Source organism: Microbacterium sp. GXF6406 (assembly GCF_054798215.1).
Map to the genome: position 1 here is coordinate 26,221 of NZ_JBSJZH010000016.1, position 21,827 is coordinate 48,047.

A 21,827-nucleotide genomic window follows, 5' to 3' on the forward strand; every position below is an offset into this window, starting at 1 on the left:
CACCCCGATCCCGGGTGCGCCAACCCTGGAGGAGACCGTGATGACAGCTCAGGATCCGCACCGCACGCCCTTCGTCGACAACGAGGGCCCCCACCCCTGGCACCGATTCGTCGCCGTCGGCGATTCTTTCACCGAGGGGATCGGCGACCCCGATCCCGAAGCGCCCGGCGGGCACCGCGGCTGGGGCGACCGCGTGGCAGAGGTGCTCTCCAGCCAGGTCGACGACTTCGCCTACGCGAACCTCGCCGTGCGCGGCAAGCTCATCGCGCAGATCGTCGCGGACCAGATCGAACCGGCCGTCGCCCTGCGACCCGATCTCGTATCCATCTGCGCCGGCGGCAACGACGTGATCCGACCGGGAACAGACCCCGACGACATCGCCTCGCAGCTCGAGGACGCCGTCGCACGTCTCGCGTCGACGGGAGCCGCGGTGCTGCTGTTCACCGGCATCGACACCGGCTTCACCCCGGTGTTCCGCGCCTTCCGCGGCAAGGTCGCGATCTACAACGAGAACGTGCGCGCCATCGCCGAGCGCCACGACTGCATTGTCGCCGACCAGTGGGCGCTGAAGACCGTGCAGGACCCGCGCTTCTTCGACGACGACCGTCTGCACTACAACGCCCTCGGCCATCACGAGGTGGCGCGCATGGTTCTCCGCGCGCTCAACGTCCCCAACGACCTCCAGGCCATGCATCCCGACCCACTGCCCGTTCGAACCTGGCGCGAAGCGCGCGGCGAGGACCTGGGCTGGGCTCGGGAGCACCTCGTCCCCTGGGTGCTGCGCCGTCTGCGCCATCAGTCCTCGGGCGACCTCATCACCGCGAAGCGCCCGGACCCCGCACCGGTCGTGCCGCACCGGAGCAACAGCACGGACGAGTCAGCCGGCTAGCGCCCACAACGCCACCGCTGCCGCTGAGGCGACGTTGAGCGAGTCCACGCCCCCACGCATCGGAATCGTGACGACGGTGTCCGCCCGATCGATCACGTCCCGCGACAGTCCGTCTCCTTCCGTGCCCAGCACGAGCGCGACCCGCTCCGGACGCTGATCGCGGAAAGCATCGAGCGGGACGGCGTCATCGCTCAGCGCGAGCGCCGCGATGTGGAAGTCATGCTCATGCAGCTGAGTGACAAGATCGCCCCAATCATCGAAGCGCGTCCACGGCACCTGGAACACCGTGCCCATGCTCACCTTCACACTGCGGCGATACAGCGGATCCGCGCAGCGGGCGGAGACGAGCACGGCATCCGCACCGAGCCCCGCGGCCGCGCGGAACGCCGACCCGGTATTGGTGTGCTCGATGAGGTCATCGAGGATGAGCACCAGACGCGCATCGCGCAGCACCTTAGCGACCTCGGGCAGCGCCGGCCGGCGCATGGCCGCAAGTGCGCCCCGATGCACCGCGTACCCGGTGACGACCTCGAGCACGTCATCCGGTGCCACATAGACCGTGACGTCGCGCTCCCCCAGGGCTTCCTCGACGGAAGCGAGCCGTCGCCGCTGCACGAGCACCGAGCGCGGCTCGTGCCCGGCCGCGAGAGCGCGCTCGATGACCTTCGCGGACTCGGCGATGTAAAGGCCCTCCGCGGGTTCCTTCACCCTTCGCAGCATCGTGTCGGTGAGGTCGCGATAGTCACTCAGACGGGAGTCGTCCGGATCCGTGATGTGCTCGATGCGCATACCCCCAACTCTGCCACCCGCGGCACACGCGAACGGACGCCGTAGACTCCCCGGGGAGGATCTGTGACCACGACGACCGACACCGCGCTCGCCGCGGAGATCGCACGTCTCGGCGATCTGCTGCGCGGACGCCGGACCACAGTGCTCACGGGAGCCGGGATCTCCACCGCCTCCGGCATTCCTGCCTATCGCGGTGCCGGTGCTCCCGCACGGGCGAATCCGATGACCGTTCAGCGGTTCCTCGGAGACGAAGCGGCGCGTCGCCGATACTGGGTCGGCGGCCACCTCGGATGGCGCGCGTTCTCCTCCGCCGCGCCGAACGCCGGGCATAGGGCACTCGCCGAGATGGAGCGGCAGGGCACCGTCGCGGGGATCATCACACAGAACGTCGATGGTCTCCACCTGCGGGCAGGCAGCACCCGGGTCATCGAGGTGCACGGCACGATGCGCCGAGTCGGATGCCTCCGCTGCGGTCAGGTCTTCGATCGCGGCAGCGTCGCCTCCCAGATCGAACAGCGCAACCCCTGGGTCACCCGGCCCGAGAACATCGAGCTCAACCCGGACGGCGATGTCTCCCCCGCCAGCAGCGATGACTTCATCATCCCGACGTGCACGGTGTGCGACGGCATGCTCAAGCCCGACGTCGTCTTCTTCGGCGAATACGTCCCCCGGGAACGCTTCCGCTCCGCCGAGTCCCTTCTCCGCTCCGGCGACGCGCTGATCGTCGCCGGTTCCTCTCTCGTCGTGAACTCGGGGGTGCGTCTCGTCGAGCGCGCCCGCCGCCGCGGCATCCCCCTCGCCATCATCAATCACGAGCCCACTCGTGCCGACCGTTGGGCCGATATGACGCTCGCCGCCGACACGAGCATGGTGCTCCCGGCCCTGCAGGAGCTCCTCGCATGACGCTCATCACCCTCGTCCGCCACGGCCAGACCGACTGGAACCTCGCGCGGCGCATTCAGGGGACAACCGATATCCCCCTCAACGACACCGGGCGGGAGGACGCCCGATCTGCCGCCGCGCTCCTCGCCGCCGACACTCACCACGCCGTCTATGCCAGCCCGCTGAGCCGGGCGCACGAGACAGCGCAGATCATCGCCGCAGCTCTCGATCTCCCGGAGCCCCAGCTCAGCCACGACATGCGCGAACGCGAGTTCGGAGACGGCGAAGGGCTTCTCGTCGCCGAATACCTCGAACGCTATGCGGACTGGCACGTCGCGCCCGTGGGCGCTGAGACCCTCGACACGGTGCGCGACCGAGCCATGGGCGCGCTCGATGTCATCGCCCGCGAGTCCCGACGGCGATCCGCGCCGGCCGCCGAGTCGATCATCGTCGTCACGCACGGCGGTGTCATCCGGTCGCTGCTGAACCACGCCTCCAGCGGAACGCTGCCGCGCGAGGGCGAACCGCTGCTGAACGGATCGGCGCACCGTTTCGAAGCATCGCCGCACGGGCTGAGGATCCTCGAGCAGATCTCCCTCTGAATCTCACAGAACGCGCGCGAGCACGGTTCTCGCATGACGAAGCACGGGCTCGTCGATCATGCGACCCCGAAAGCGGAAGACGCCCGCGTTGCTCTCCGCCGCGGCGAGCACGTCACGCGCCCAGGCGATATCTGATGCCTGGGGCGCGTAGGCGGCGCGGATCGTCTCGACCTGAGTCGGATGGATGCATGCCGTGGCAGCGAAACCCGATGCCGCGGCATCCATCGCCTCCTCGCTCAGACCAGCACGGTCATCGATGTCGAGATGAACCGCATCGATCGCCGCCGCCTCATGCGCTGCGGCTTCGAGGAGGACACGCGAGCGCGCATATCGCACGACATCGCGGTAGCGGCCATCGCTGCCACGGCTCCCGGTTCCACCGAGAGAGGCGACGAGGTCTTCCGCTCCCCACATGAGCGCCACGACACGATCGTCGCGCGCGAGATCAGCGGCTCGACTGATCCCCCGCGCCGTCTCGCACAGTGCGATGAGTTCGAAACGCCGGTCGAAGAGGGCGAGCGCCCCCGGATCCTCCGCCTTGGCGACCATGACCCGGAAGAATGGTGAGGAGCGCAGCATCTCGACATCCGCGCCGTATTCCCCCGTGTCAGGGGCGTTGACCCGGACGATCACCCGCGCGGGGTCGAGATCGGCATGCTTCACCGCATCGCGAGCGCGCTGCTTCGCGGCGGGGTCGACGGCGTCCTCGAGGTCGAGGATCACGGCATCCGCCCGGGAGAACGCCTTCTCGAAGCGGTCCGGGCGGTCGCCTGGACAGAACAGCAGTGCCGGCCCGAGCTCGAACATGGTTGTCATCCCTCCTGCGGTGCGCAGTGGACGAGGACCGTCCGTCGCGCCGTCGCGACGACCACCCCATCCTGGTTCCTCCCGGTATGGGAGATGGTGCAGATCCCCTGGCCGGGACGGGAACCCGAAAGCCGCTTATCGATGATCACGCTCTCGGTGTAGAGCGTGTCGCCCGCGAAGAGCGGGTGCGGGAACGAAATATCCCCCAGCCCGAGCTGCGCGACGAGGGTCCGCTGCGTGAGCTGGCTGACGGATGCTCCCACCATGGTCGACAGCGTCCACATCGAGTTCATGAGGCGTCTGCCGAATTCCTGCTCGGCCGCGAAGGCCTCGTCGAGGTGCAGCGCCTGCGTGTTCATGGTCAACGTCGTGAACAGGACGTTGTCGGCCTCGGTCGCAGTGCGGCCCGGCCGGTGCAGGTAGCGCGCATCGAGTTCGAACTCCTCGAAGTACAGGCCGCGCTGCACGATCTCCTTCATGCCACCACCCCCAGTGCTCGTGCGATGACGAGCAGTTGCACCTCGGTGGTCCCCTCGCCGATCTCGAGGATCTTCGAATCCCGGTAGTGCCGGCCCACGGCGGACTCGTTCATGAAGCCGTTGCCGCCGAAGATCTGGGTCGCGTCACGGGCGTTGTCCATCGCCGCCTCGCCGGCGATGAGCTTGGCGATCGCCGCTTCCTCCGCGAATGGGCGACCGGCATCGCGCAGACGTGCGGCGTGGTGCCAGGCGAGCCGGGCCGTATGCACCCGGGCACGCATCCGGGCGAGAGTGAACTGGGCGTTCTGCCGGGTGCTCAGCGCACTGCCGAACACCGTGCGGCTCTTCGCGTACGCCACGGCGTCCTCCAGGCATCCTTCGGCGGCCCCGGTCGCGAGCGCCGCTATCGCGATGCGCCCCTCGTCGAGGATGCTGAGGAAGTTCCGGAACCCGGCGCCCTCCACGCCGAGCAGATTCTCCTGCGGCACGCGCACGCCGTCCAGCACCAGGGGGTGGGTGTCCGAAGCACGCCAGCCGACTTTGTCGTAACCGGGCTCGACCGAGAAGCCGGGTGTTCCGTTCGGCACGATGATCGTCGAGATCTGCTTGCGCCCGTCCATGACACCGGTGACCGCCGTCACCGTGACGAACCGGGTGATCGGGGTGCCGGAGTTCGTGATGAACTGCTTGGCGCCGTCGATGACCCAGTCGCCTTCGTCGAGGCGAGCGGTCGTGCGCGTCGCGCCGGCATCGCTGCCGGCTTCCGGCTCGGTCAGCCCGAAGCCCGCGAGTGCGCGGCCGGCGACCAGGTCCGGCAGCCAGCGTCCCTTCTGCGCTGCGTCGCCGAAACGGTGGATCGGCATGGCGCCGAGGCTGACCCCGGCTTCCAGCGTGATCGCGATCGACTGATCGACGCGGGCAAGGGCCTCGATCGCGAGTCCCAGGGCCAGATAGTCGCCGCCCTGGCCACCGATCTCCTCGGGAAAGGGCAGGCCGAAGAGACCGAGCTCCCCCATCTGTGCGACGACGTCCATCGACAGGGTGTGCGTCCGGTCTGCCTCATAGGCCTGCGGTGCGACGACCGTTTCGGCGAACTCGCGGACCATGCCGGCGAGCTCGCGCTCCTCATCGGTGAGATCCGCGCTGAATGCTGACGTCATGCTGTTCCTTCCTCTTCGGTCGTCGACGGGGTCACCGTCGCCATCACCTGATCTCGACGCGCCTGGTCGCCGACGGCGATCTGGAGGTGGACGGTGCCATCGTGGGGTGCGAGCACCGGATGCTCCATCTTCATGGCCTCGATCGAGACGAGCGGCTGTCCACGGGTGACGGATGCTCCGTCCTCGACATGCACGACGACCACCGCGCCCGGCATCGGGGCCCGGGCCTCGGGGCCCGCCGCCCGCTCCGGTGCGCGGTCGCGCGCGGCGAGCCGATGACGAAGCCGGGCTCGACGGTCGAGCGGCCGCAGCCGCAGTGCGCGACCGCTCTCCGAAACCCACACTGCGCCCTCGGCATCCATCGCCGCACTGACGACCGTCTCCACCGGATCCAGGCACTCGATGCTCGTGTCCTCCACGACCTCGCCGGCATCCGTGAGAAAAGCGACCGACCGGACCGCATCATCCCTCATCTGGGCCCAGACGGCCCCGGCCCGCGCTGCGGTGTCGCCGCGGCCCCGCGGCGCCTGGACATTCCACTCCTCCCGTGCCGCGCGAATCATCGCCGCACTGGGCGGCAGTGCCGTGACCGGCAGCAGGGTCTCGATGAGCCCCGTATCGAGATCTCCCGCGCGCACGCGCTCATTCGCGAGCAGCAGCCGCAGAAAGGCGATGTTCGTCTCCACACCGAGGATCACGGTCCGTGCAAGAGCATCGTCCAACCGCTGCAGAGCCGTGGTCCGGTCCGGTCCGTGCGAGATGATCTTCGCGATCATCGGATCGTAGAAGTCGCTGACCCGCCCACCGCTCTCGATCGCGGCATCCACCCGCACCCCCGCGGGAGGCTCGAAGCGCATGACGACACCGCTCGAGGGGACGAAGCCGCGCTCCGGCGCCTCCGCGTAGATGCGCGCCTCAATCGCATGCCCCGTGATGGGCGGCGCCGCAGGCAGGGCTCTTCCTCCGGCGACCGCGAGCTGCAGCGCCACGAGGTCGAGCCCGGTGACGGCTTCGGTCACGGGATGCTCCACCTGCAGACGCGTGTTCATCTCGATGAAGAAGAACTCCGACGGCGCGTCCGCATCCACAAGGAACTCGACGGTCCCCGCCCCCGTGTACTCGACGCTCTCGGCCACCCGCACAGCGGCGGCGAACAGGCGTTCGCGCACATCGGAGTCGAGCGCCGCCGCCGGCGCCTCCTCGATCACCTTCTGATGCCGGCGCTGCAGCGTGCACTCGCGCTCGCCGAGGGCGATGACGCGCCCGTCGCTGTCGCCGAAGACCTGAACCTCGATGTGCCGGGGCCGGCGGATCAGCCTCTCCAGAAGCAGCGCGTCAACGCCGAACGCGGCGCGCGCGACGCGGCGCGCCGATCCGAGTGCCGCGGGGAGGGCGTCCGCATCGGAGACGATCTCCATGCCTTTGCCACCGCCGCCCGAGCGCGGCTTGATCAGGAGGGGGAACCCGACCTCGGTCGCTCGCACAGCGATTTGGCCGTCGGAGAGCCCGGAGGCGTCGAAGCCGGGGACGACGGGAACGCCTCGAGCGGCGACGTGCTCGCGGGCGCGCACCTTGTCTCCCATGATCTCGATCGCCTCGATCGAGGGGCCGATGAACACGATCCCCGCCTCCGCACAGGCCCGCGCCAGAGCGGTACTTTCTGACAGGAAACCGTAGCCGGGATGGATGGCTTTCGCATGGGAAACCATCGCTGCGTCGATGATCCTCTCCACGCTGAGGTAGGAGTCGGCAGCGGCCGCGGGCCCGACCCTCAGCGCGAGATCCGCCTCGCGGACGTGCGGGGCATCTGCATCGGCGTCGCTGTGAACCGCGACGCTGCGCAGGCCCCTCGCCCGCACGGTGCGGATGATCCGGCGCGCGATCTCGCCGCGATTCGCGATCAGGACGGTGTCGAAGTCAATGTTGTCGGGAGTCATCTCGATCACATCCGGAACAGGCCGAAGCGGGATTCGGGCAGGGCGCTGCGGGCCACGACATCCAGAGCCAGACCGAGGACGTCTCGGGTCTTGTCCGGGTCGATGATGCCGTCGTCCCACAGCCGGGCGGTGGCGTAATAGGGTTCCCCCTGCGACTCGTACTGCGCACGGATTGGAGCTTCGAAATCGGATCGCTCCTGCGCGCTCCAGGACTCCCCGCGAGCGGCTCGCTGATCCTCGGTGACGGTCGCCAGAACGGAGGCCGCCTGATTGCCGCCCATGACGGAGATGCGGCTGGCCGGCCAGCTCCACAGGAAGCGCGGCGAATAGGCCCGCCCGCACATCGAATAGTTGCCGGCGCCGAAGGACCCCCCGATGATGACCGTGAGCTTGGGCACACGGGTCGTCGCCACGGCGGTGACCATCTTCGCCCCGTCCTTCGCGATGCCCGATGCCTCGGCCTCCGAGCCGACCATGAAGCCGGTGATGTTCTGCAGGAAGATCAGGGGGATGCCCCGCTGATCGCACAGCTCGATGAAGTGGGCTCCTTTGAGCGCGGACTCGCCGAACAGGACGCCGTTGTTCGCGACGATGCCGACCGGATGCCCGTGCAGACGCGCGAATCCGGTCACGAGCGTCGTCCCGTACAGGCTCTTGAACTCATGGAACGTGTCACGATCGATGAGTCGCCGGATGACCTCGTGCACCTCGTAGGCCGCGTTCACATCGACGGGGACGACGTCGTAGAGACTCGTCGCATCTTCAGGATTCGCTGAGGGATGGGTCTCCCAGGCGGGCTCATGCGGCGCCGGCAGCGTCTCAACGATGTCGCGGACGATCTCGAGGGCGTGCTCATCGTCGTCGGCCAGATGGTCGGCGACGCCGGAGCGCCGCGCGTGCAGGTCGCCCCCGCCGAGTTCCTCCCCTGTCACGATCTCGCCGATCGCGGCTTTGACCAAGGGGGGTCCGCCGAGGAAGATCGTGCCCTGGCCTCGGACGATCACCGTTTCGTCGCTCATCGCCGGAACATAGGCGCCGCCGGCCGTGCACGAGCCGAGGACGGCGGCGATCTGCGGGATGGATGCTGCACTCATGCGCGCCTGGTTGAAGAAGATTCGTCCGAAGTGATCACGATCGGGGAAGACCTCGTCCTGCATGGGCAGGAACGCCCCACCGGAATCGACGAGGTAAAGGCACGGGAGGCGGTTCTCCAGCGCGATCTCCTGCGCGCGCAGATGCTTCTTGACGGTCATCGGCAGATAGCTGCCGCCCTTCACCGTGGCGTCATTGCAGATCACCATGACGTGGCGCGCGTGCACGAGGCCGATCCCGGCGATGACGCCCGCACCCGGCGCCTCATCGCCGTACATCCCCTCGGCGGCCAACGGGGCGATCTCGAGGAAGGGGCTGCCCTCGTCCAGCAGACGGGCGATGCGGTCGCGAGGGAGGAGCTTTCCTCGCTCGAGATGACGTTCTCGGGAGCGCTGCGGGCCTCCGCGAGCCGCTCGGGAAAGGCGCTCTTTTAGCTCTGCGACCAGGCTTTCCTGGGACACGGCAAGTCCTCCTCGACTCACTCAGTGGCACGGCGCGGGCCTTTTCGGTTATTCTTCATTAACCCGACAATTTAGGTTAGCGAGCGTTAACTGAAATGACAACCCCTCTCACCGCACGGGATCGCGCCAAGGCCGAGCGCTCCGACGCGCTCCTCACCGCGGCCGCCCGACTCTTCGCCGAGCGCGGATACTCCGGCGTCAGCCTGGAAGACATCGGCGCAGCCGTCGGCGTCTCCGGCCCCGCGGTCTACCGGCACTTCACCGGCAAGCAGGCACTGCTCGGAGCCGTGCTCGTGCGCGTCAGCGAGCTCCTCATCCGCGGCGGAGCAGATGTCGTCGCGAACCTCGCAGACGCCGAAGAGCGGATGCTCGCCCTCATCGACTTCCACGTCGACTTCGCCCTGCGCCAGGCTCACGTCATCCGTGTGCAGGATCGCGACATCGCGCACCTCTCCGATGCCGACCGCGCTGAGGTGCGACGCCTCCAGCGCAACTACATCGACCTGTGGGTCGCTTCCCTCGCACCGTTGCTCGACGCTCCGACGGCCGAAGCACGCCTGCGCGTGCAGGCGTGCTTCGGGCTCATCAACTCCACGCCGCACAGCACGCGCAGCGCCAGCCGCACGAAGGCCTCGACCGCGGCGCTGTTGAACGCCATGGCCTACGCGGCCCTCACCGCCGCGGCATCGGACGCACCGAAGCCCTAGTGCAGCATCGCCCGCGCCGGGTCCTCGAGGATGTCCGCGACATCCCGCAGGAAGCGAGCACCCTGCGCGCCGTCCACGATGCGGTGGTCGAAGGAGAGGCTGAGCGTCATCATCTGCCGCAGCGCGATCTCGCCCCGGTGCTCCCAGGGCTGTCGTCGAACGGCCCCTATTGCGAGGATCCCCGACTGCCCCGGCGGCAGGATCGGCGTGCCGGCATCGATCCCGAACACGCCGATGTTCGTGATCGAGAATGTGCCGCCGGCCAACTGGTCCGGTGTCGTCCGACCAGCGCGGGCCGTGTCCGTCAGATCGCGCAGAGCAGCCGCGAGATCCGGAAGGCTCAACCGCTGAGCGTCACGGATGTTCGGGACGATGAGTCCGCGCTCGGTCGCTGCCGCGATGCCCAGGTCGACATAGTGCGGTTGGATGATCTCCCCCGCCGCCTCGTCCCATCGTGCGTTCAGATCCGGTGTTCGACCGAGCGCGAGGCAGACGACCTTCGCGATGATCGCGAGCAGACCGATGCGGTTCGCCGACGGATCATGCCCCTCGCGCAAGCGGGCGATGAGCTCCATCGTCGCGGTGACATCGACCGTGTGGAAGGTCGTGACGTGCGGTGCGGTGAACGCACTGCGGACCATCGCCGCGGCGGTGTGCTTGCGCACGCCGCGGATCGGGATCCGCGTCTCTCGATCCTGCACCCCCGACTCCTCCGGCGGAGTCGGCGCCGGAGCGGCAGGCATGGCGGGAGCCGGCGCCCCGATGCGCTCCGCATAGGCGTCCACGTCATCACGCGTGATCACGCGGTCACCGACTTCGGCCGCGACGAGCACGATGTCGACGCCGAGACGCTTCGCATGGGCGCGTACGGGCGGCGTCGAGCGAGGCCTCTCATCCGGGCGGGGCTCGGCCGGTGTCTCCGGAACGTCATCGTGCGGCGCCGCTTCCAGCACAGCGGCATCCGCACGGGTCGGCGCGGTCGAGCGTCGAGCCCGACGCACCGGAGCGCCCCCACTGCGGGAGGCCGCCCCGTAGCCGACGAGGTTCGGCGGCGACACCTCCTCATCCACGGCATCCTGATCACCCTGCTCGACGGCATCGGGTTCGGGCGCACCCGCACCCCCGCCGACATCGACCGCGATCAGGAGCGCTCCGACGTCGATGGTCTCACCGGCCTGTGCGTGCAGCTGCTGAACCGTCCCCTCATAGGGCGAGGGGAGCTCGACCACGGCCTTCGCGGTTTCCACCTCGGCGAGGATCTGGTTCAGCGCCACAGAGTCCCCGGGTGCGACCTTCCACTCGAGGATCTCCGCATCGGCGAGCCCCTCGCCGAGATCGGGAAGTCGGAACTCTTCGATCATGATCCGGCTCCCGTCAGGCTGTTCGGACGATCCAGCACCCGGTCAACGGCATCCAGAATGCGATCCAGATCCGGCAGATGATGCTTCTCCAGCTTCGCGGGCGGGTAGGGAACATCGTGGCCGGTCACCCGCAACGGCGGAGCCTCCAGGTACTCGAAGCAGCGCTCGGCGATGCCTGCGATGGCCTCGGCGGCTAGCCCCGCCTCGCGCGACGCCTCGTGAACGACGACGACGCGCCCCGTCCGCCGCACCGAGGCGTCGATGCATCCGGCGTCCAGCGGCGACAGGGAGCGCAGATCGATCACCTCGAGCGAGATCCCCTCCGCCTCGGCAGCGGATGCGGCATCCAGAGCCGTCCCCACCATCGCGCCATAGGTGATGACCGTCGCGTCCACGCCGGTGCGAACCCGACGCGCGACGCCCATCGGCACAGCATCCGCCAACGGCGACTCGCGGTCGACATCGCCCTTGCGGTGATAGAGCCGCTTCGGCTCGAAGAAGACGACCGGGTCATCCGAGGCGATGGCCTGGCGAAGCATCGTGTACGCATCGGCCGGATTCGACACCGCGACGACGCGCAATCCGGCCGTGTGCGCGAAATACGCCTCCGGCGACTCGGAGTGATGCTCCGCGGCACCGATCCCGCCCGCCCAGGGGATGCGGATCGTGATCGGCATCTTCACACGCCCGTGCGAGCGGTAGTGCATCTTCGCCACCTGCGAGACGATCTGGTCGAATGCCGGGTAGACGAAGCCGTCGAACTGGATCTCGACGACCGGCCGATAGCCGCAGAAGGCGAGCCCGACCGCGCTTCCGACGATGCCGGACTCCGCGAGGGGCGTGTCGATGACCCGTGCCGCCCCGAATTCGTCGAGCAGTCCGTCCGTGATGCGGAAGACGCCACCCAGCGCTCCGATGTCCTCTCCGAGGAGCACGACGCGATCATCGTCGCGCATGGCCTGGCGCAGGCTCTCGTTGAGCGCCTTGCCGAGAGTGAGCTGCTCCATGTCAGACCTCCTCGACGAACGATGCGAGATAGGAGGCGTACTCCTCGCGCTGGCGGGTGATCGCGCAGTGCGGTTCGGCGTAGACGTCATCGAAGACGGACAGCGGCTCCCGCGGCTCCATCTGCAGGCACGCGGCCCTCATCGCGCGGGCGAGGTCATCGGCATCCGCTTGGGCCTCGGCGACCTGCGCATCCGTGATCTCCCCGATCCGGCGCAGGTGCGCCTCGAGCCGATCGATCGGATCCCGGGTGCGCCAGAGTTCCAGCTCAGCCGCGTCGCGGTAGCGGGTGGGGTCGTCGGCTGTGGTGTGCGGTCCCATGCGATACGTCACCGCTTCGAGGAAGACCGGGCCCGCCCCGGAGCGGGCATGCTCGAGAGCCCAGCGCATCGCGGCGAGACACGCGAGGACGTCGTTGCCGTCGACGCGCAGGCTCGGGATGCCGAAGCCGGGCGCCCGGCCGGCGATCGGATGCTGCGACTGAAGCGCGACCGGCTCGGAGATGGCCCAGTGGTTGTTCTGACAGACGAAGACCACCGGTGCCCGATAGGACGCGGCGAACACCATCGCCTCGTTGACGTCGCCCTGGCTGCTCGCGCCGTCGCCGAAATAAGTGACGGCGACCTCCGGCGCGCCGTCGTGCTTGATCCCGAGCGCGTACCCGACCGCGTGCAGCGTCTGGGCGCCGATGATGATCTGCAGCGGGGCCATCCTCATCTGCTGAGGATCGAAGCCCGAACCGGCCTCCCCGCGCCACACACGCACGAAGTCGCCGGGCTCGGCGCCACGGGCATAGACCACACCGGTCTCGCGGTAGCTCGGGAAGACGAAGTCCTCCGGGGCGAGGGCACGTGCCGTGCCGATCTGAGCGGCTTCCTGCCCCTGGCACGGGGCCCACAGGCCCAGCTGCCCCTGCCGCTGCAGCGCCACGCCCTCCGCGTCGATGCGACGCAGAATCACCATGTCACGGTGCAGAGCTCGCATCTCGGCACCGGTGATGCCCGCGAGATAAGGGTCGAGATGCACGTTGGGCGCCCGGGTCCCATCCGGGGCGAGCACGCGCTCCTGCTCGTCGAGAGCAGCGGAGCGCTCGGGGGTCGGAGTGATCTGCGGTGACATCTTCGTCCTCCTGTCGTGTGTGTCCCTCGTGAGGATCTGCACGCCTGAACCGACATCGTCATCGGTCGTACCGAGCGTACGTCCGTTCATCACCACGCTCAAGCATTTCGGCCTGGGGTGAGCATGTTGCCAAAACTGCACCGGTGCACCCTGCTACGGTTGGGCGCTATGTCCGCTCTTGACCGTGTAGATCTCGAACTGCTCACCGCCCTCTCCGAGGATCCGCGTACGACCGTCGTCGCCCTCGCCGAGCGGCTCGGCCTCTCACGCAACACGATCCAGGCACGACTGGCCCGCCTCGAGCAGACGGGGGTCTTCCTGTCCTACGAACGCGCCCTCTCCCCCGAGGTGCTCGGCTTCCCCCTGCAGGCGTTCATCAGCATCGGGCTACGGCAAACGGAGCTGCCCCGCATCATCGCCGAACTCGCGCGGATCCCCGAGGTCCTCCAGGTCCATGGGCTCAGCGGATCGATCGATCTGCTCGCCCACGTCGCATGCCGCGATGCGCGCCATCTCTTCGATACCGATGCGCGAATCCTCTCGATCGAGGGCGTCGAGCGCACCGAGACATCGCTCGCGATGGGCGAGGTCATCCCCTATCGCGTCGCCGGGCTCATCGGCCTCGCGCGACGGGAACCCTGAGGAACCCGCGAATAGCACCCGCCGCTTCGGCGGGTGTCTCATAGTGGATGAGGTGCCCGACGTCGGCGATCTCGACGAGCTGCGCCTCGGGGAACATCCCCGCCAGCCGGCGCTCGTCCTCGATCGGCGTGATGTCGTCCTGCTGCGCGGCGATCAGCAGCGTGGGTGCGCTGATTCGCGGTGCGAAAGCGCGCACATCGTTCGAGACGCTCGCCACGAACGCATCGCGCAGCACATCACGATCGGCGAAGCGCGAGAAGTAGCGATCGTGCTGATCATGGATGAAGCGGCGCAGAACTCGATCCCGTGTCTTCGCCATCGTCACGCTCATCACCCGGACGATGAGACGACTGCGCAGAACCGCTGTCCCCCACCGCTCGGGAAGCTTGGCCCCTAGGTCGTAGTACAGCACGGCGAGGCGCGTCATGATGCCCTTCGGCCCCTCGAGGGCAGGGGCACCGATCGGGTTGATGAGGATCAGGCGTTCGGTCTCGAGCCCGCCGGCCACCGCAGCCGAGGAGACGATCGAGCCGAAGGAGTGGCCGAGGATCACAGCCCCCGGCGCGACCGCCGCAGAGAAATCGCGCAGCCACTGCGCATACGCATCGAGATCATGCGTGCGCCCCGGAAGCGGCGCACTTTCCCCGAAACCCGGAAGATCCGGCGCGATCACACGCACCTCGGGGAGGTAGGCGAGCACCGGCTCGAGTCCATGATGCTCACCGCGGAACCCGTGCACGGCGATGACTGTCGGCACATCGTCCGCAGCATCGGGCCCTGCGCCCTGCGGCAGCGGCGGCCCATATGTCCAGTACGCGGTCGTCCCCCCGAGCACCTCCACCTCACGGCGCTCGATCGGCAGACGGCTCAGCCTGTCGGCATACGGTGAGGGCACGGTCATCCCTCGATTCTACGGGCGAGCCTCCCCGCGATGTCCGAGGCCCTCCTTAGCGTGGAGCCATGGCGAACGAACTCCCTCCCTGGCTCGGACGCATCGGCGTCTTCGATCTCGAGACCACCGGGGTCGAGGTGACCAGCGACCGCATCGTGACCGCGCACGTCGGAGTCCTCGACGAGCACGGCACAGCCGTGGCCTCCCAATCATGGATCGCCGATCCCGGCGTCCCGATCCCCGAGGGCGCCGCAGCGGTGCACGGGGTGACGACCGAGCGCGCCCGCACCGAAGGCCGCCCGGCAGCGCAGGTCGTCGCAGAGATCGCCACAGCCCTGCGCGACCTGCTCGCACAGGGACTCCCCGTCGTCGCCTACAACGCGTCCTACGACTTCTCGCTCCTGCAGCACGAGTGCCTGCGCCACGGCATCCCCGTGCTCGAGAATCCGGGGCCGATCGTCGATCCGCTCGTCATCGACAAGCAGCTCGACCGCTACCGGCGCGGCAAGCGAACCCTGACCGCGGCCGCCGAGCACTACGGCGTGGCACTCGACAGCGCGCACGAGGCCTCCGCCGATGCGATCGCCGCCGGACGCGTCGCGCAGGCCATCGCCCGACGATATCCCCTCGGCGACACTGCCCATGAGCTGCACACGCAGCAGGTCGGGTGGGCCCGATCCCAAGCGGAGAGCCTGACCGAGTACTTCATCCGCATCGGGCGTTTCGACGCCGAGGAGTCGATCGACGGCTCCTGGCCCGTGCGCGCTGCGGTTGCCGACTGAGCCTCTCAGCACGAAAAAGGCCTCGATCTCCGAAGAGATCGAGGCCTTTTGTCGCGGAAGCTTACTTGCTGCCGCCGAAGCCCTTGAAGCGCTGGTTGAACTTCTCGACGCGACCGGCCGAGTCCATGATGCGCTGCTTGCCCGTGTAGAACGGGTGCGAAGCCGACGAGATTTCGACGTCGATGACGGGGTACTCGACGCCGTCGAGCTCCATCGTCTTGTCGCTCGTGACGGTCGAGCGGGTGAGGAAGGTCTCGCCGGAGCCCAGGTCGCGGAAAACGACTGCCTTGTACTCGGGGTGGATGTCAGTCTTCATGGGATTCCTTAGTTGCTGCCCTGGATTGTGCCAGGGACGAGGGAAGTCTGCGGTACAGAAAGCACCAAGGGACAATCTTATCAGATGGCGCCTCAGCGCGTTGCGCGCGCCGAGTAACGGCCCGCATCGGACGTCAAGGCGATCGGCATGCCGAACGCCTCGGTCAGCGCCTCGGCCGTGAGGGCCTCGGCGATCGGCCCGGCAGCGACGATCCCGCCCGCCTTGAGGAGCAGGACGTGGGTGAAGCCGACGGGGATCTCCTCGACGTGGTGCGTGACCATCACCATCGCCGGAGTGGTCGGCGAAGAAGCATATCCGCTGAGCAGCTCGAGCAGCTCTTCGCGGGCGCCGAGATCGAGCGATGCGGTCGGCTCGTCGAGCAGCAGGAGCTCGGGGTCGGTCATCACGGCGCGGGCGATCTGCACGCGCTTCTGCTCGCCATCGCTGAGGGTTCCGAAGGTGCGGTCGGCGAGGTGCTCGAGCTTCCAATCGCCGAGAACGCGCAGAGCGCGTCGTTCATCGATGTTCTCGTAGCGCTCGTTCCAGCGCCCCATGACGGAGTACGCGGCCGTGAGCACGACGTTCAGAACCGTCTCATCCCGCGGGATGCGCTTCGCCATCGCCGTCGACGCGAAGCCGATGCGCGGACGCAGATCGAACACATCCGTGCGACCGAGCGTCTCGTCGAGGATCGTCACCGTGCCCGAGGTCGGATGCAGAAGCGTGTCGGCCAGCTGCAGCAGCGTGGTCTTGCCGGCGCCGTTGGGCCCGAGCACCACCCAGCGCTGATCATCGGCGACCTGCCAGGACACGTGATCGACGATATTGCGGCCGTCGCGGCGCACGACGACATCAGTGAATTCCAAAGCGCTCGACATGTTTCCAGCCTATCGGCAGAGGCAACCCGCACCGCGACCATCCACAGGTGTCGTGCGGGCAATTCGGAGGATGCCGGGCGCGCTACGCTCGAACGCGTGACCACTGCGCGCTTCCTCGTCGTCCTCGATGCCGATTCCACCCTCATCCGCAACGAGGTGATCGAATTGCTCGCCGATGAGGCCGGCCGCGGTGCCGAGGTGCAGGCCGCCACCGAGGCCGCGATGCGCGGCGAGGTCGACTTCGCCACGAGCCTGCGCTCACGCGTCGAGGCCCTCGCGGGCGTGCCGACCAGCTCGTTCGAGCGCGTACTGTCGCGCATCGAGCCGACGCCCGGCGTCCGCGACCTCACCGCCGCCGTGCACGCGCGCGGCGGTGTCGTCGGCGTCGTGTCGGGCGGGTTCCTCGAGATCCTCGATCACATCGCCCCGACGCTCGGCGTCGACCGCTGGCGGGCCAACCGGCTCGCCGTCTCCGACGGCGCACTCACAGGTTTCGTCGATGGCGAGATCGTGGATGCCGAGGCCAAGGCGTCGTCGCTGCGTGAATGGGCCGATGAACTCGGCATCGACCCGCGCGCAACCATCGCGATCGGCGATGGGGCGAACGATCTGAAGATGATGGCCGCCGCAGGGCTGGGCATCGCGTTCAACGCGAAGCCGGCCGTGCGTGCAGCGGCGAGCATCGTCATCGGCCCGCAGGATCTGTCCGAGGTCATCGCGCTGCTGCCCTGATTCAGAGCAGTCGTCTCGACGACCCCGCATTCCTTGCCGCGCAGCGGCTCTGCACGATCAAATCCCGCTGAGCGGGTGCGCCTCAGTGCCCCATGCCGAGGCCGCCGTCGACGGGGATCACAGCGCCCGAGATGTATGCGGCATCATCACTCGAGAGCCAGGTCACGACACCGGCGACCTCATCGGCCGTCGCGAAGCGCGCGGCCGGAATGCTGGCCTTGTACTGCTTCTGCGTCGCCTCGGGCAGTTCCGCCGTCATGTCGGTCTCGATGAATCCGGGTGCGACGACGTTCGCCGTGATGCCGCGGGCGCCGAGCTCGCGAGTGACCGAGCGGGCGAAGCCCACCAGTGCGCTCTTGGATGCCGCGTAGTTGACCTGACCGGCCGAGCCGTACAGCCCGACGACGCTGGAGATCAGAACGATCCGGCCGAAGCGCGCCTTCAGCATGCCCTTCGACGCACGCTTGACGACGCGGAACGTGCCGCCGAGGTTCGTCGCGACGACGCTGTCGAAGTCGTCCTCACTCATGCGCATCAGAAGCGTGTCCTTCGTGATGCCGGCGTTCGCGACGAGGATCTCGATCGGCCCGAGGGTCGTCTCGACCTCTGTGAACGCAGCATCGATGGATGCCGCATCCGTCACATCTGCGCGCACTGTGAGAGTCCCCTCGGGACCCTCACCACTGCGGGCGGTGACGGCGACCCGATATCCCTCGCGGACGAAGCGCTCGGCGATCGCGCGGCCGATGCCGCGGTTTCCGCCGGTGACGAGGACGACACGTTCTGAACTCATGAAAAACACTCCTGATGGGCTGTCGGTCGGGCCGTCGCAATCCTATCGGGCGCCGTCGGGGCATCCGACGCGGCGTAGGCTGGAAGCACCGTGAACGCCTCCCACCGCACCCCCGCCGTCACCTCCCTGCCGCAGGCCCCGCAGGACGAGGCTCGGGTTCGCGAGCGCAATTACTACATCACCATGGGCATCCGCATGCTGTGCTTCGCCCTGACCGTCCTCATCACCCCGTACGGCTGGTACACATGGGTGTTCGCGATCGGCGCCGCCGTGCTGCCCTACATCGCCGTGGTGTTCGCCAACGCGATCATCCCCACCCCCACCTCCAGCGCCGAATCCCCGACCCTCGAGATCTCCTCCAGGCCCGATGAGACGGCAGCGGAACAGCCAGCGACTCCCCCGCCGACGATCGTCATGATCCAGGAGACGCCGCCGGAGGAGCTGCCATGAGCGCCGAATGCTCCCGAGCCTCCTGCCGGAATGCCGCCACGCACCACATCGTCTGGCGCAATCCCCGCATCCATTCAGAAGACCGGCAGAAGATCTGGCTCGCGTGCGATGAGCATGCCGATTTCCTGCACGACTATCTCTCGGCCCGAGACTTTCCCGTCTCGAAGCATGAAGGACTCCCCGCATGAACAACCGCTTCCTCCGCTGGGGCGTTTACCTGCTCGTCGCGATCGCGTTCGCAATCGCCTGCGTGCTGCTTTCGAACTGGCAGTTCGACCGCAATGAGAGCCGCGCGGCTGATATCGAGCTGGTCGAGGCCAACTACGATGCGCCGCCCGTCGCCCTCGGAAGCGTGATCGGCGCGGATGGCGAGTTCTCGCCCTCCGACGAGTGGCTGCCGGTCACGGTGACCGGCGAATATCTGCAGGACGAGCAGGTACTGGTGCGCAACCGCCCCCACGGCGGGACGAGCGCCTTCGAGATCATCGTCCCCCTGCGCGCGGAAGATGGCACCGTGCTCCTGATAAATCGCGGCTGGGTGGCCCCCGGCGAAGGCCCCCTGCCCGATGAGATCGCTGCCGCACCGACCGGCCCGGTCGAGGTCACGGTGCGCCTGCGTCCCGGCGAACCACTCCCCTCGTCCGGACGCAGTGCCCCCGAGGGCCAGGCGCCGACGATTCACCTGCCGAGCATCGCCGAGATGGCCGGCGAAGACGCGATCGTGAGCGCTTACGGAGAGCTGATCGACGAATCGCCCGCGCCTGACGCCGCACTCGGCGGTTACGACAAGCCGACCGCAGACCCGGGCCCGCATCTGTCGTACGCGATCCAGTGGATCCTGTTCGGCGTCATGGGGTTCGTCTTCATCGCGTACATGATCCGCACCGAGGTGCAGAAGCACCGCGAGGAGGCCGAGGGGCGCCCCGCACGCCCGGCGAAGAAGAAGCGTCGTGACCGTGATGCCGACGCCGAGGACGAACTGCTGGACGCACGCGTCTGACCAGCCGGAGCCCGTGCGCGGAAACGAAAAGGGTCAGTCGGCGAGCAGATCCGGGCGACGTCGTTGCGTGCGCTCCAGCTGCTGCTCGTGGCGCCACGTCGCGATCGCACCGTGGTTTCCGCTGAGCAGGATGCCGGGCACCTCGCGATCACGCCAGTTCGAAGGCTTCGTGTACGAGGGGTACTCGAGCAGACCGTCCTCGTGGGATTCCTCCACGAGGCTCTCGGGGTTTCCGACGACACCGGGGATGAGGCGTCCGACGGCTTCGATCATCGCCATGGCGGCCACTTCTCCCCCGTTGAGGACATAGTCGCCGAGGCTGACCAGGCGCACCTCGCCGAGGGTCGACGCGTATTCGAAGACGCGCTCGTCGATTCCCTCGTAACGGCCGCAGCCGATCACGATGTGCTCGCGGTGCGCGAGATCTCGGGCCGTCCTCTGACGGAAGACCTCTCCTGCCGGCGAGGGGAAGATCAGCGTCGGGTTCTCGGAGTCCGTCGTGAGCTCGTCGAGGGCCCGCGCCCAGGGCTCCGGCTTCATGACCATTCCGGCGCCGCCCCCGTAGGGCGTGTCGTCGACGGTTCGGTGACGGTCGTCGGTCCAGTCACGAAGATCATGGATACGGAGGTCGATCAGCCCCGTCTCACGGGCCTTCCCCAGCAGGGACAGCGCGAGACCGTCGAAATAGGACGGGAAAATGGAAACGACGTCGATGCGCATGCGGTGAGCGACCGATCAGGCGTCGGATGCCGGTGCACTGTCCGCCGCGTCGGGCTCACCGGCGTCGGGGAGTTCTTCGAAGAGGCCGGCAGGTGGTGTGACGATGATTCGTCCGCCGGCGATGTCGACCGCGGGGACGATGGCCTCCACGAAGGGAACCATCACCTCGCCGTCCGTTCCGGTCGGGCGAACGATCAGGAGATCCTGCGCGGGCATGTGCTCGACGCGCACGAGTTTTCCGATGACCTGTTCGTCACGGACGATGTCGAGGCCGACCAGCTGGTGGTCGTACCAGGCGTTGTCTTCTGCTTCATCGGCGTCCTGGTCGATCCAGAGGATCGCACGCACGAGGCCCTCGGCCTCATCGCGGTCATCGATGCCTTCGAAGAAGACGACCGGGTTGCCGTTCATCAGACGGTACTCGCGCACCGTGATGGTCTTGCGGTGCCACGGAGATGCCTCGGGCACCTGCAACGTGAATTCCGCCCCGGTGACGAAGCGTCGCTCCGGGTTGTCGGTGTACAGCTCGAGCTTCAGACCGCCCTTGAGGCCATGGGCCTTGACGAGGCGTCCGACGCGGAGCTGGTTCTTGCCCTGGGGAGCTTCTGCAGATACCACGTCAGTCGTCCGCGACATCGACGCGGACGCGCTGCCCGTCGGCCAAGGCGCTGACGAGTGTGCGCAGTGCCTTCGCGGTCCGTCCGCCGCGCCCGATCACGCGCCCCCGGTCGTCGGGGTGCACGCGCACCTCGAGGAGGTCGCCTCGCGGCGACGTGGAAGCGGTGATGGTGACATCTTCCGGGTGATCAACGATCCCCTTGACGATGTGCTCGAGCGCGGCGGACAGCACAGCGATTACTCCGCGTCAGCGGCGGGAGCCTCGGCGGCCTCCGCGTCGGCAGCGGCGGTAGCCTCCTCAGCGGGAGCCTCCTCCTTCTTCTCCGCCTTGGGCTTGACGACCGATTTCTTGGAAGCGTCGGCCTCGAAAGCGGCCTTGGGCTCGGCGACCTGAACGGTCGAGACCGCGTTCTTGTCGCCCTTGAACTTACCCCAGTCGCCCGTGAGCTTCAGCAGAGCGGCGACCTGCTCGGTCGGCTGAGCACCGACGGAGAGCCAGTACTGCGCACGCTCGGAGTCGACCTCGATGAACGAGGGCTGCTCGGTGGGTTGGTACTTGCCGATCTCCTCGATCACGCGACCGTCGCGCTTGGTGCGCGAGTCGGCGACGACGATGCGGTAGTACGGTGCACGGATCTTGCCCATGCGCTTGAGACGAATCTTGACAGCCACGATTCTCCTGAATTGTGTGGAAGGAAACGAACTGATCGCCCG

The 21,827-nt window shown here is 67.9% G+C and carries 27 protein-coding genes; 10 read left to right on the forward strand and 17 right to left on the reverse strand.

Annotated elements, in window-relative coordinates:
- The first annotated feature begins 40 nt into the window (after positions 1 to 40).
- Positions 41 to 889, forward strand: coding sequence for an SGNH/GDSL hydrolase family protein (locus ACWAUG_RS09960; RefSeq protein ID WP_460802318.1), 849 nt, complete (start codon positions 41 to 43; stop codon positions 887 to 889).
- Here the strand turns inward: ACWAUG_RS09960 and ACWAUG_RS09965 are convergent.
- The gene (locus ACWAUG_RS09965; protein ID WP_298039438.1) at positions 878 to 1,678 is read right to left on the reverse strand and encodes a TrmH family RNA methyltransferase; all 801 of its coding nucleotides are present in this window, start codon (positions 1,676 to 1,678) and stop codon (positions 878 to 880) included. The genes ACWAUG_RS09960 and ACWAUG_RS09965 overlap by 12 nt on opposite strands.
- 63 nt (positions 1,679 to 1,741) lie before the next feature.
- On the opposite strand from ACWAUG_RS09965, the gene ACWAUG_RS09970 reads away from it, so the two are divergent.
- On the forward strand, positions 1,742 to 2,581 hold the full coding sequence (locus tag ACWAUG_RS09970) for a Sir2 family NAD-dependent protein deacetylase (RefSeq protein WP_460802319.1): 840 nt from the start codon (positions 1,742 to 1,744) through the stop codon (positions 2,579 to 2,581).
- Positions 2,578 to 3,162, forward strand: a complete 585-nt coding sequence (locus tag ACWAUG_RS09975; RefSeq protein WP_460802320.1) for a histidine phosphatase family protein — start codon at positions 2,578 to 2,580, stop codon at positions 3,160 to 3,162. The genes ACWAUG_RS09970 and ACWAUG_RS09975 overlap by 4 nt, the downstream gene beginning before the upstream one ends.
- 3 nt (positions 3,163 to 3,165) lie before the next feature.
- On the opposite strand, the gene ACWAUG_RS09980 is transcribed toward ACWAUG_RS09975, so the two are convergent.
- The 5 genes from ACWAUG_RS09980 to ACWAUG_RS10000 are packed head-to-tail and all read right to left on the reverse strand — an operon-like array spanning position 3,166 to position 9,098.
- Entirely contained in the window at positions 3,166 to 3,978 is an 813-nt protein-coding gene (locus tag ACWAUG_RS09980; RefSeq protein ID WP_298039428.1) for an HpcH/HpaI aldolase/citrate lyase family protein, read from the reverse strand.
- On the reverse strand, positions 3,975 to 4,448 hold the full coding sequence (locus ACWAUG_RS09985; protein WP_298039423.1) for a MaoC family dehydratase: 474 nt from the start codon (positions 4,446 to 4,448) through the stop codon (positions 3,975 to 3,977). Before ACWAUG_RS09985 ends, ACWAUG_RS09980 begins: the two co-directional genes overlap by 4 nt.
- Positions 4,445 to 5,608: an acyl-CoA dehydrogenase family protein gene (locus ACWAUG_RS09990; RefSeq protein ID WP_460802321.1), complete on the reverse strand. Its 1,164-nt coding sequence runs from the start codon at positions 5,606 to 5,608 to the stop codon at positions 4,445 to 4,447. Before ACWAUG_RS09990 ends, ACWAUG_RS09985 begins: the two co-directional genes overlap by 4 nt.
- Positions 5,605 to 7,545, reverse strand: a complete 1,941-nt coding sequence (locus ACWAUG_RS09995; protein WP_460802322.1) for an acetyl/propionyl/methylcrotonyl-CoA carboxylase subunit alpha — start codon at positions 7,543 to 7,545, stop codon at positions 5,605 to 5,607. Before ACWAUG_RS09995 ends, ACWAUG_RS09990 begins: the two co-directional genes overlap by 4 nt.
- 5 nt (positions 7,546 to 7,550) lie before the next feature.
- A complete protein-coding gene (locus ACWAUG_RS10000; protein ID WP_460802323.1) occupies positions 7,551 to 9,098 on the reverse strand; it encodes a carboxyl transferase domain-containing protein in 1,548 nt (515 codons plus the stop codon).
- A 95-nt stretch (positions 9,099 to 9,193) separates the two neighbouring features.
- Between ACWAUG_RS10000 and ACWAUG_RS10005 the strand changes: the two genes are divergently transcribed.
- On the forward strand, positions 9,194 to 9,805 hold the full coding sequence (locus ACWAUG_RS10005; protein ID WP_298039407.1) for a TetR/AcrR family transcriptional regulator: 612 nt from the start codon (positions 9,194 to 9,196) through the stop codon (positions 9,803 to 9,805).
- On the opposite strand, the gene ACWAUG_RS10010 is transcribed toward ACWAUG_RS10005, so the two are convergent.
- From ACWAUG_RS10010 to pdhA, 3 genes are read right to left on the reverse strand one after another with little or no spacing between them, the layout of a single operon-like run.
- The gene (locus ACWAUG_RS10010) at positions 9,802 to 11,166 is read right to left on the reverse strand and encodes a dihydrolipoamide acetyltransferase family protein (RefSeq protein ID WP_298039402.1); all 1,365 of its coding nucleotides are present in this window, start codon (positions 11,164 to 11,166) and stop codon (positions 9,802 to 9,804) included. The genes ACWAUG_RS10005 and ACWAUG_RS10010 overlap by 4 nt on opposite strands.
- A complete protein-coding gene (locus ACWAUG_RS10015; protein ID WP_460802324.1) occupies positions 11,163 to 12,173 on the reverse strand; it encodes an alpha-ketoacid dehydrogenase subunit beta in 1,011 nt (336 codons plus the stop codon). The genes ACWAUG_RS10010 and ACWAUG_RS10015 overlap by 4 nt, the downstream gene beginning before the upstream one ends.
- Position 12,174: 1 nt before the next feature.
- Entirely contained in the window at positions 12,175 to 13,290 is a 1,116-nt protein-coding gene (gene pdhA / locus ACWAUG_RS10020; protein ID WP_298039393.1) for a pyruvate dehydrogenase (acetyl-transferring) E1 component subunit alpha, read from the reverse strand.
- Positions 13,291 to 13,458: 168 nt separating this feature from the next.
- Between pdhA and ACWAUG_RS10025 the strand changes: the two genes are divergently transcribed.
- Complete coding sequence (locus tag ACWAUG_RS10025) at positions 13,459 to 13,932, forward strand: Lrp/AsnC family transcriptional regulator (protein ID WP_298039388.1); 474 nt, start codon at positions 13,459 to 13,461, stop codon at positions 13,930 to 13,932.
- On the opposite strand, the gene ACWAUG_RS10030 is transcribed toward ACWAUG_RS10025, so the two are convergent.
- Positions 13,904 to 14,833, reverse strand: a complete 930-nt coding sequence (locus ACWAUG_RS10030; RefSeq protein WP_298039385.1) for an alpha/beta fold hydrolase — start codon at positions 14,831 to 14,833, stop codon at positions 13,904 to 13,906. The genes ACWAUG_RS10025 and ACWAUG_RS10030 overlap by 29 nt on opposite strands.
- A gap of 59 nt (positions 14,834 to 14,892) precedes the next feature.
- On the opposite strand from ACWAUG_RS10030, the gene ACWAUG_RS10035 reads away from it, so the two are divergent.
- Complete coding sequence (locus ACWAUG_RS10035) at positions 14,893 to 15,606, forward strand: 3'-5' exonuclease (protein ID WP_298039382.1); 714 nt, start codon at positions 14,893 to 14,895, stop codon at positions 15,604 to 15,606.
- A gap of 61 nt (positions 15,607 to 15,667) precedes the next feature.
- Here the strand turns inward: ACWAUG_RS10035 and ACWAUG_RS10040 are convergent, their stop codons facing one another.
- Together ACWAUG_RS10040 and ACWAUG_RS10045 are read right to left on the reverse strand one after the other, a co-directional pair.
- Positions 15,668 to 15,922: a type B 50S ribosomal protein L31 gene (locus ACWAUG_RS10040; protein ID WP_298039379.1), complete on the reverse strand. Its 255-nt coding sequence runs from the start codon at positions 15,920 to 15,922 to the stop codon at positions 15,668 to 15,670.
- A gap of 92 nt (positions 15,923 to 16,014) precedes the next feature.
- A complete protein-coding gene (locus ACWAUG_RS10045) occupies positions 16,015 to 16,800 on the reverse strand; it encodes an ABC transporter ATP-binding protein (RefSeq protein ID WP_298039377.1) in 786 nt (261 codons plus the stop codon).
- 96 nt (positions 16,801 to 16,896) lie between these two features.
- Between ACWAUG_RS10045 and serB the strand changes: the two genes are divergently transcribed.
- Entirely contained in the window at positions 16,897 to 17,532 is a 636-nt protein-coding gene (gene serB / locus ACWAUG_RS10050) for a phosphoserine phosphatase SerB (RefSeq protein ID WP_298039374.1), read from the forward strand.
- 82 nt (positions 17,533 to 17,614) lie between these two features.
- Here serB and ACWAUG_RS10055 read toward each other — a convergent pair whose 3' ends face one another.
- Positions 17,615 to 18,325: a beta-ketoacyl-ACP reductase gene (locus tag ACWAUG_RS10055; RefSeq protein ID WP_460802325.1), complete on the reverse strand. Its 711-nt coding sequence runs from the start codon at positions 18,323 to 18,325 to the stop codon at positions 17,615 to 17,617.
- A 90-nt stretch (positions 18,326 to 18,415) separates the two neighbouring features.
- Here ACWAUG_RS10055 and ACWAUG_RS10060 point away from each other — a divergent pair, with 90 nt between their 5' ends.
- Genes ACWAUG_RS10060 through ACWAUG_RS10070 form a run of 3 tightly spaced genes read left to right on the forward strand, consistent with a single transcriptional unit; the run spans position 18,416 to position 19,775 of the window.
- Positions 18,416 to 18,775, forward strand: coding sequence for a DUF3099 domain-containing protein (locus ACWAUG_RS10060; RefSeq protein WP_298039370.1), 360 nt, complete (start codon positions 18,416 to 18,418; stop codon positions 18,773 to 18,775).
- Positions 18,772 to 18,963, forward strand: a complete 192-nt coding sequence (locus ACWAUG_RS10065) for a hypothetical protein (RefSeq protein WP_298039366.1) — start codon at positions 18,772 to 18,774, stop codon at positions 18,961 to 18,963. The genes ACWAUG_RS10060 and ACWAUG_RS10065 overlap by 4 nt, the downstream gene beginning before the upstream one ends.
- A complete protein-coding gene (locus tag ACWAUG_RS10070; protein WP_460802326.1) occupies positions 18,960 to 19,775 on the forward strand; it encodes an SURF1 family cytochrome oxidase biogenesis protein in 816 nt (271 codons plus the stop codon). The genes ACWAUG_RS10065 and ACWAUG_RS10070 overlap by 4 nt, the downstream gene beginning before the upstream one ends.
- A gap of 33 nt (positions 19,776 to 19,808) precedes the next feature.
- Here the strand turns inward: ACWAUG_RS10070 and trmD are convergent, their stop codons facing one another.
- The 4 genes from trmD to rpsP are packed head-to-tail and all read right to left on the reverse strand — an operon-like array spanning position 19,809 to position 21,785.
- Positions 19,809 to 20,495 (reverse strand): tRNA (guanosine(37)-N1)-methyltransferase TrmD, encoded by a 687-nt coding sequence (gene trmD, locus ACWAUG_RS10075; protein ID WP_298039362.1) that lies wholly within the window; start codon positions 20,493 to 20,495, stop codon positions 19,809 to 19,811.
- Positions 20,496 to 20,510: 15 nt separating this feature from the next.
- The gene (gene rimM / locus ACWAUG_RS10080) at positions 20,511 to 21,131 is read right to left on the reverse strand and encodes a ribosome maturation factor RimM (protein ID WP_460802327.1); all 621 of its coding nucleotides are present in this window, start codon (positions 21,129 to 21,131) and stop codon (positions 20,511 to 20,513) included.
- The gene (locus ACWAUG_RS10085; protein ID WP_298039356.1) at positions 21,115 to 21,345 is read right to left on the reverse strand and encodes an RNA-binding protein; all 231 of its coding nucleotides are present in this window, start codon (positions 21,343 to 21,345) and stop codon (positions 21,115 to 21,117) included. Before ACWAUG_RS10085 ends, rimM begins: the two co-directional genes overlap by 17 nt.
- A 5-nt stretch (positions 21,346 to 21,350) precedes the next feature.
- On the reverse strand, positions 21,351 to 21,785 hold the full coding sequence (gene rpsP, locus ACWAUG_RS10090; RefSeq protein ID WP_460802328.1) for a 30S ribosomal protein S16: 435 nt from the start codon (positions 21,783 to 21,785) through the stop codon (positions 21,351 to 21,353).
- Positions 21,786 to 21,827 lie beyond the last annotated feature (42 nt).

Coding starts and splice junctions, on each gene's coding strand:
- rimM (WP_460802327.1), bottom strand. CDS start 21,131: ATGTCGCGGACGACTGACGTGGTATCTGCAGAAGCTCCCCAGGGCAAG.
- trmD (WP_298039362.1), bottom strand. CDS start 20,495: ATGCGCATCGACGTCGTTTCCATTTTCCCGTCCTATTTCGACGGTCTC.
- ACWAUG_RS09965 (WP_298039438.1), bottom strand. CDS start 1,678: ATGCGCATCGAGCACATCACGGATCCGGACGACTCCCGTCTGAGTGAC.
- pdhA (WP_298039393.1), bottom strand. CDS start 13,290: ATGTCACCGCAGATCACTCCGACCCCCGAGCGCTCCGCTGCTCTCGAC.
- ACWAUG_RS10055 (WP_460802325.1), bottom strand. CDS start 18,325: ATGAGTTCAGAACGTGTCGTCCTCGTCACCGGCGGAAACCGCGGCATC.
- ACWAUG_RS10065 (WP_298039366.1), top strand. CDS start 18,772: ATGAGCGCCGAATGCTCCCGAGCCTCCTGCCGGAATGCCGCCACGCAC.
- ACWAUG_RS10045 (WP_298039377.1), bottom strand. CDS start 16,800: ATGTCGAGCGCTTTGGAATTCACTGATGTCGTCGTGCGCCGCGACGGC.
- ACWAUG_RS10070 (WP_460802326.1), top strand. CDS start 18,960: ATGAACAACCGCTTCCTCCGCTGGGGCGTTTACCTGCTCGTCGCGATC.
- ACWAUG_RS09985 (WP_298039423.1), bottom strand. CDS start 4,448: ATGAAGGAGATCGTGCAGCGCGGCCTGTACTTCGAGGAGTTCGAACTC.
- ACWAUG_RS09995 (WP_460802322.1), bottom strand. CDS start 7,545: ATGACTCCCGACAACATTGACTTCGACACCGTCCTGATCGCGAATCGC.
- ACWAUG_RS09975 (WP_460802320.1), top strand. CDS start 2,578: ATGACGCTCATCACCCTCGTCCGCCACGGCCAGACCGACTGGAACCTC.
- ACWAUG_RS10015 (WP_460802324.1), bottom strand. CDS start 12,173: ATGGAGCAGCTCACTCTCGGCAAGGCGCTCAACGAGAGCCTGCGCCAG.
- ACWAUG_RS10030 (WP_298039385.1), bottom strand. CDS start 14,833: ATGACCGTGCCCTCACCGTATGCCGACAGGCTGAGCCGTCTGCCGATC.
- ACWAUG_RS10025 (WP_298039388.1), top strand. CDS start 13,459: ATGTCCGCTCTTGACCGTGTAGATCTCGAACTGCTCACCGCCCTCTCC.
- ACWAUG_RS10040 (WP_298039379.1), bottom strand. CDS start 15,922: ATGAAGACTGACATCCACCCCGAGTACAAGGCAGTCGTTTTCCGCGAC.
- ACWAUG_RS10010 (WP_298039402.1), bottom strand. CDS start 11,166: ATGATCGAAGAGTTCCGACTTCCCGATCTCGGCGAGGGGCTCGCCGAT.
- ACWAUG_RS09980 (WP_298039428.1), bottom strand. CDS start 3,978: ATGACAACCATGTTCGAGCTCGGGCCGGCACTGCTGTTCTGTCCAGGC.
- ACWAUG_RS09960 (WP_460802318.1), top strand. CDS start 41: ATGACAGCTCAGGATCCGCACCGCACGCCCTTCGTCGACAACGAGGGC.
- ACWAUG_RS09990 (WP_460802321.1), bottom strand. CDS start 5,608: ATGACGTCAGCATTCAGCGCGGATCTCACCGATGAGGAGCGCGAGCTC.
- ACWAUG_RS10035 (WP_298039382.1), top strand. CDS start 14,893: ATGGCGAACGAACTCCCTCCCTGGCTCGGACGCATCGGCGTCTTCGAT.
- ACWAUG_RS10005 (WP_298039407.1), top strand. CDS start 9,194: ATGACAACCCCTCTCACCGCACGGGATCGCGCCAAGGCCGAGCGCTCC.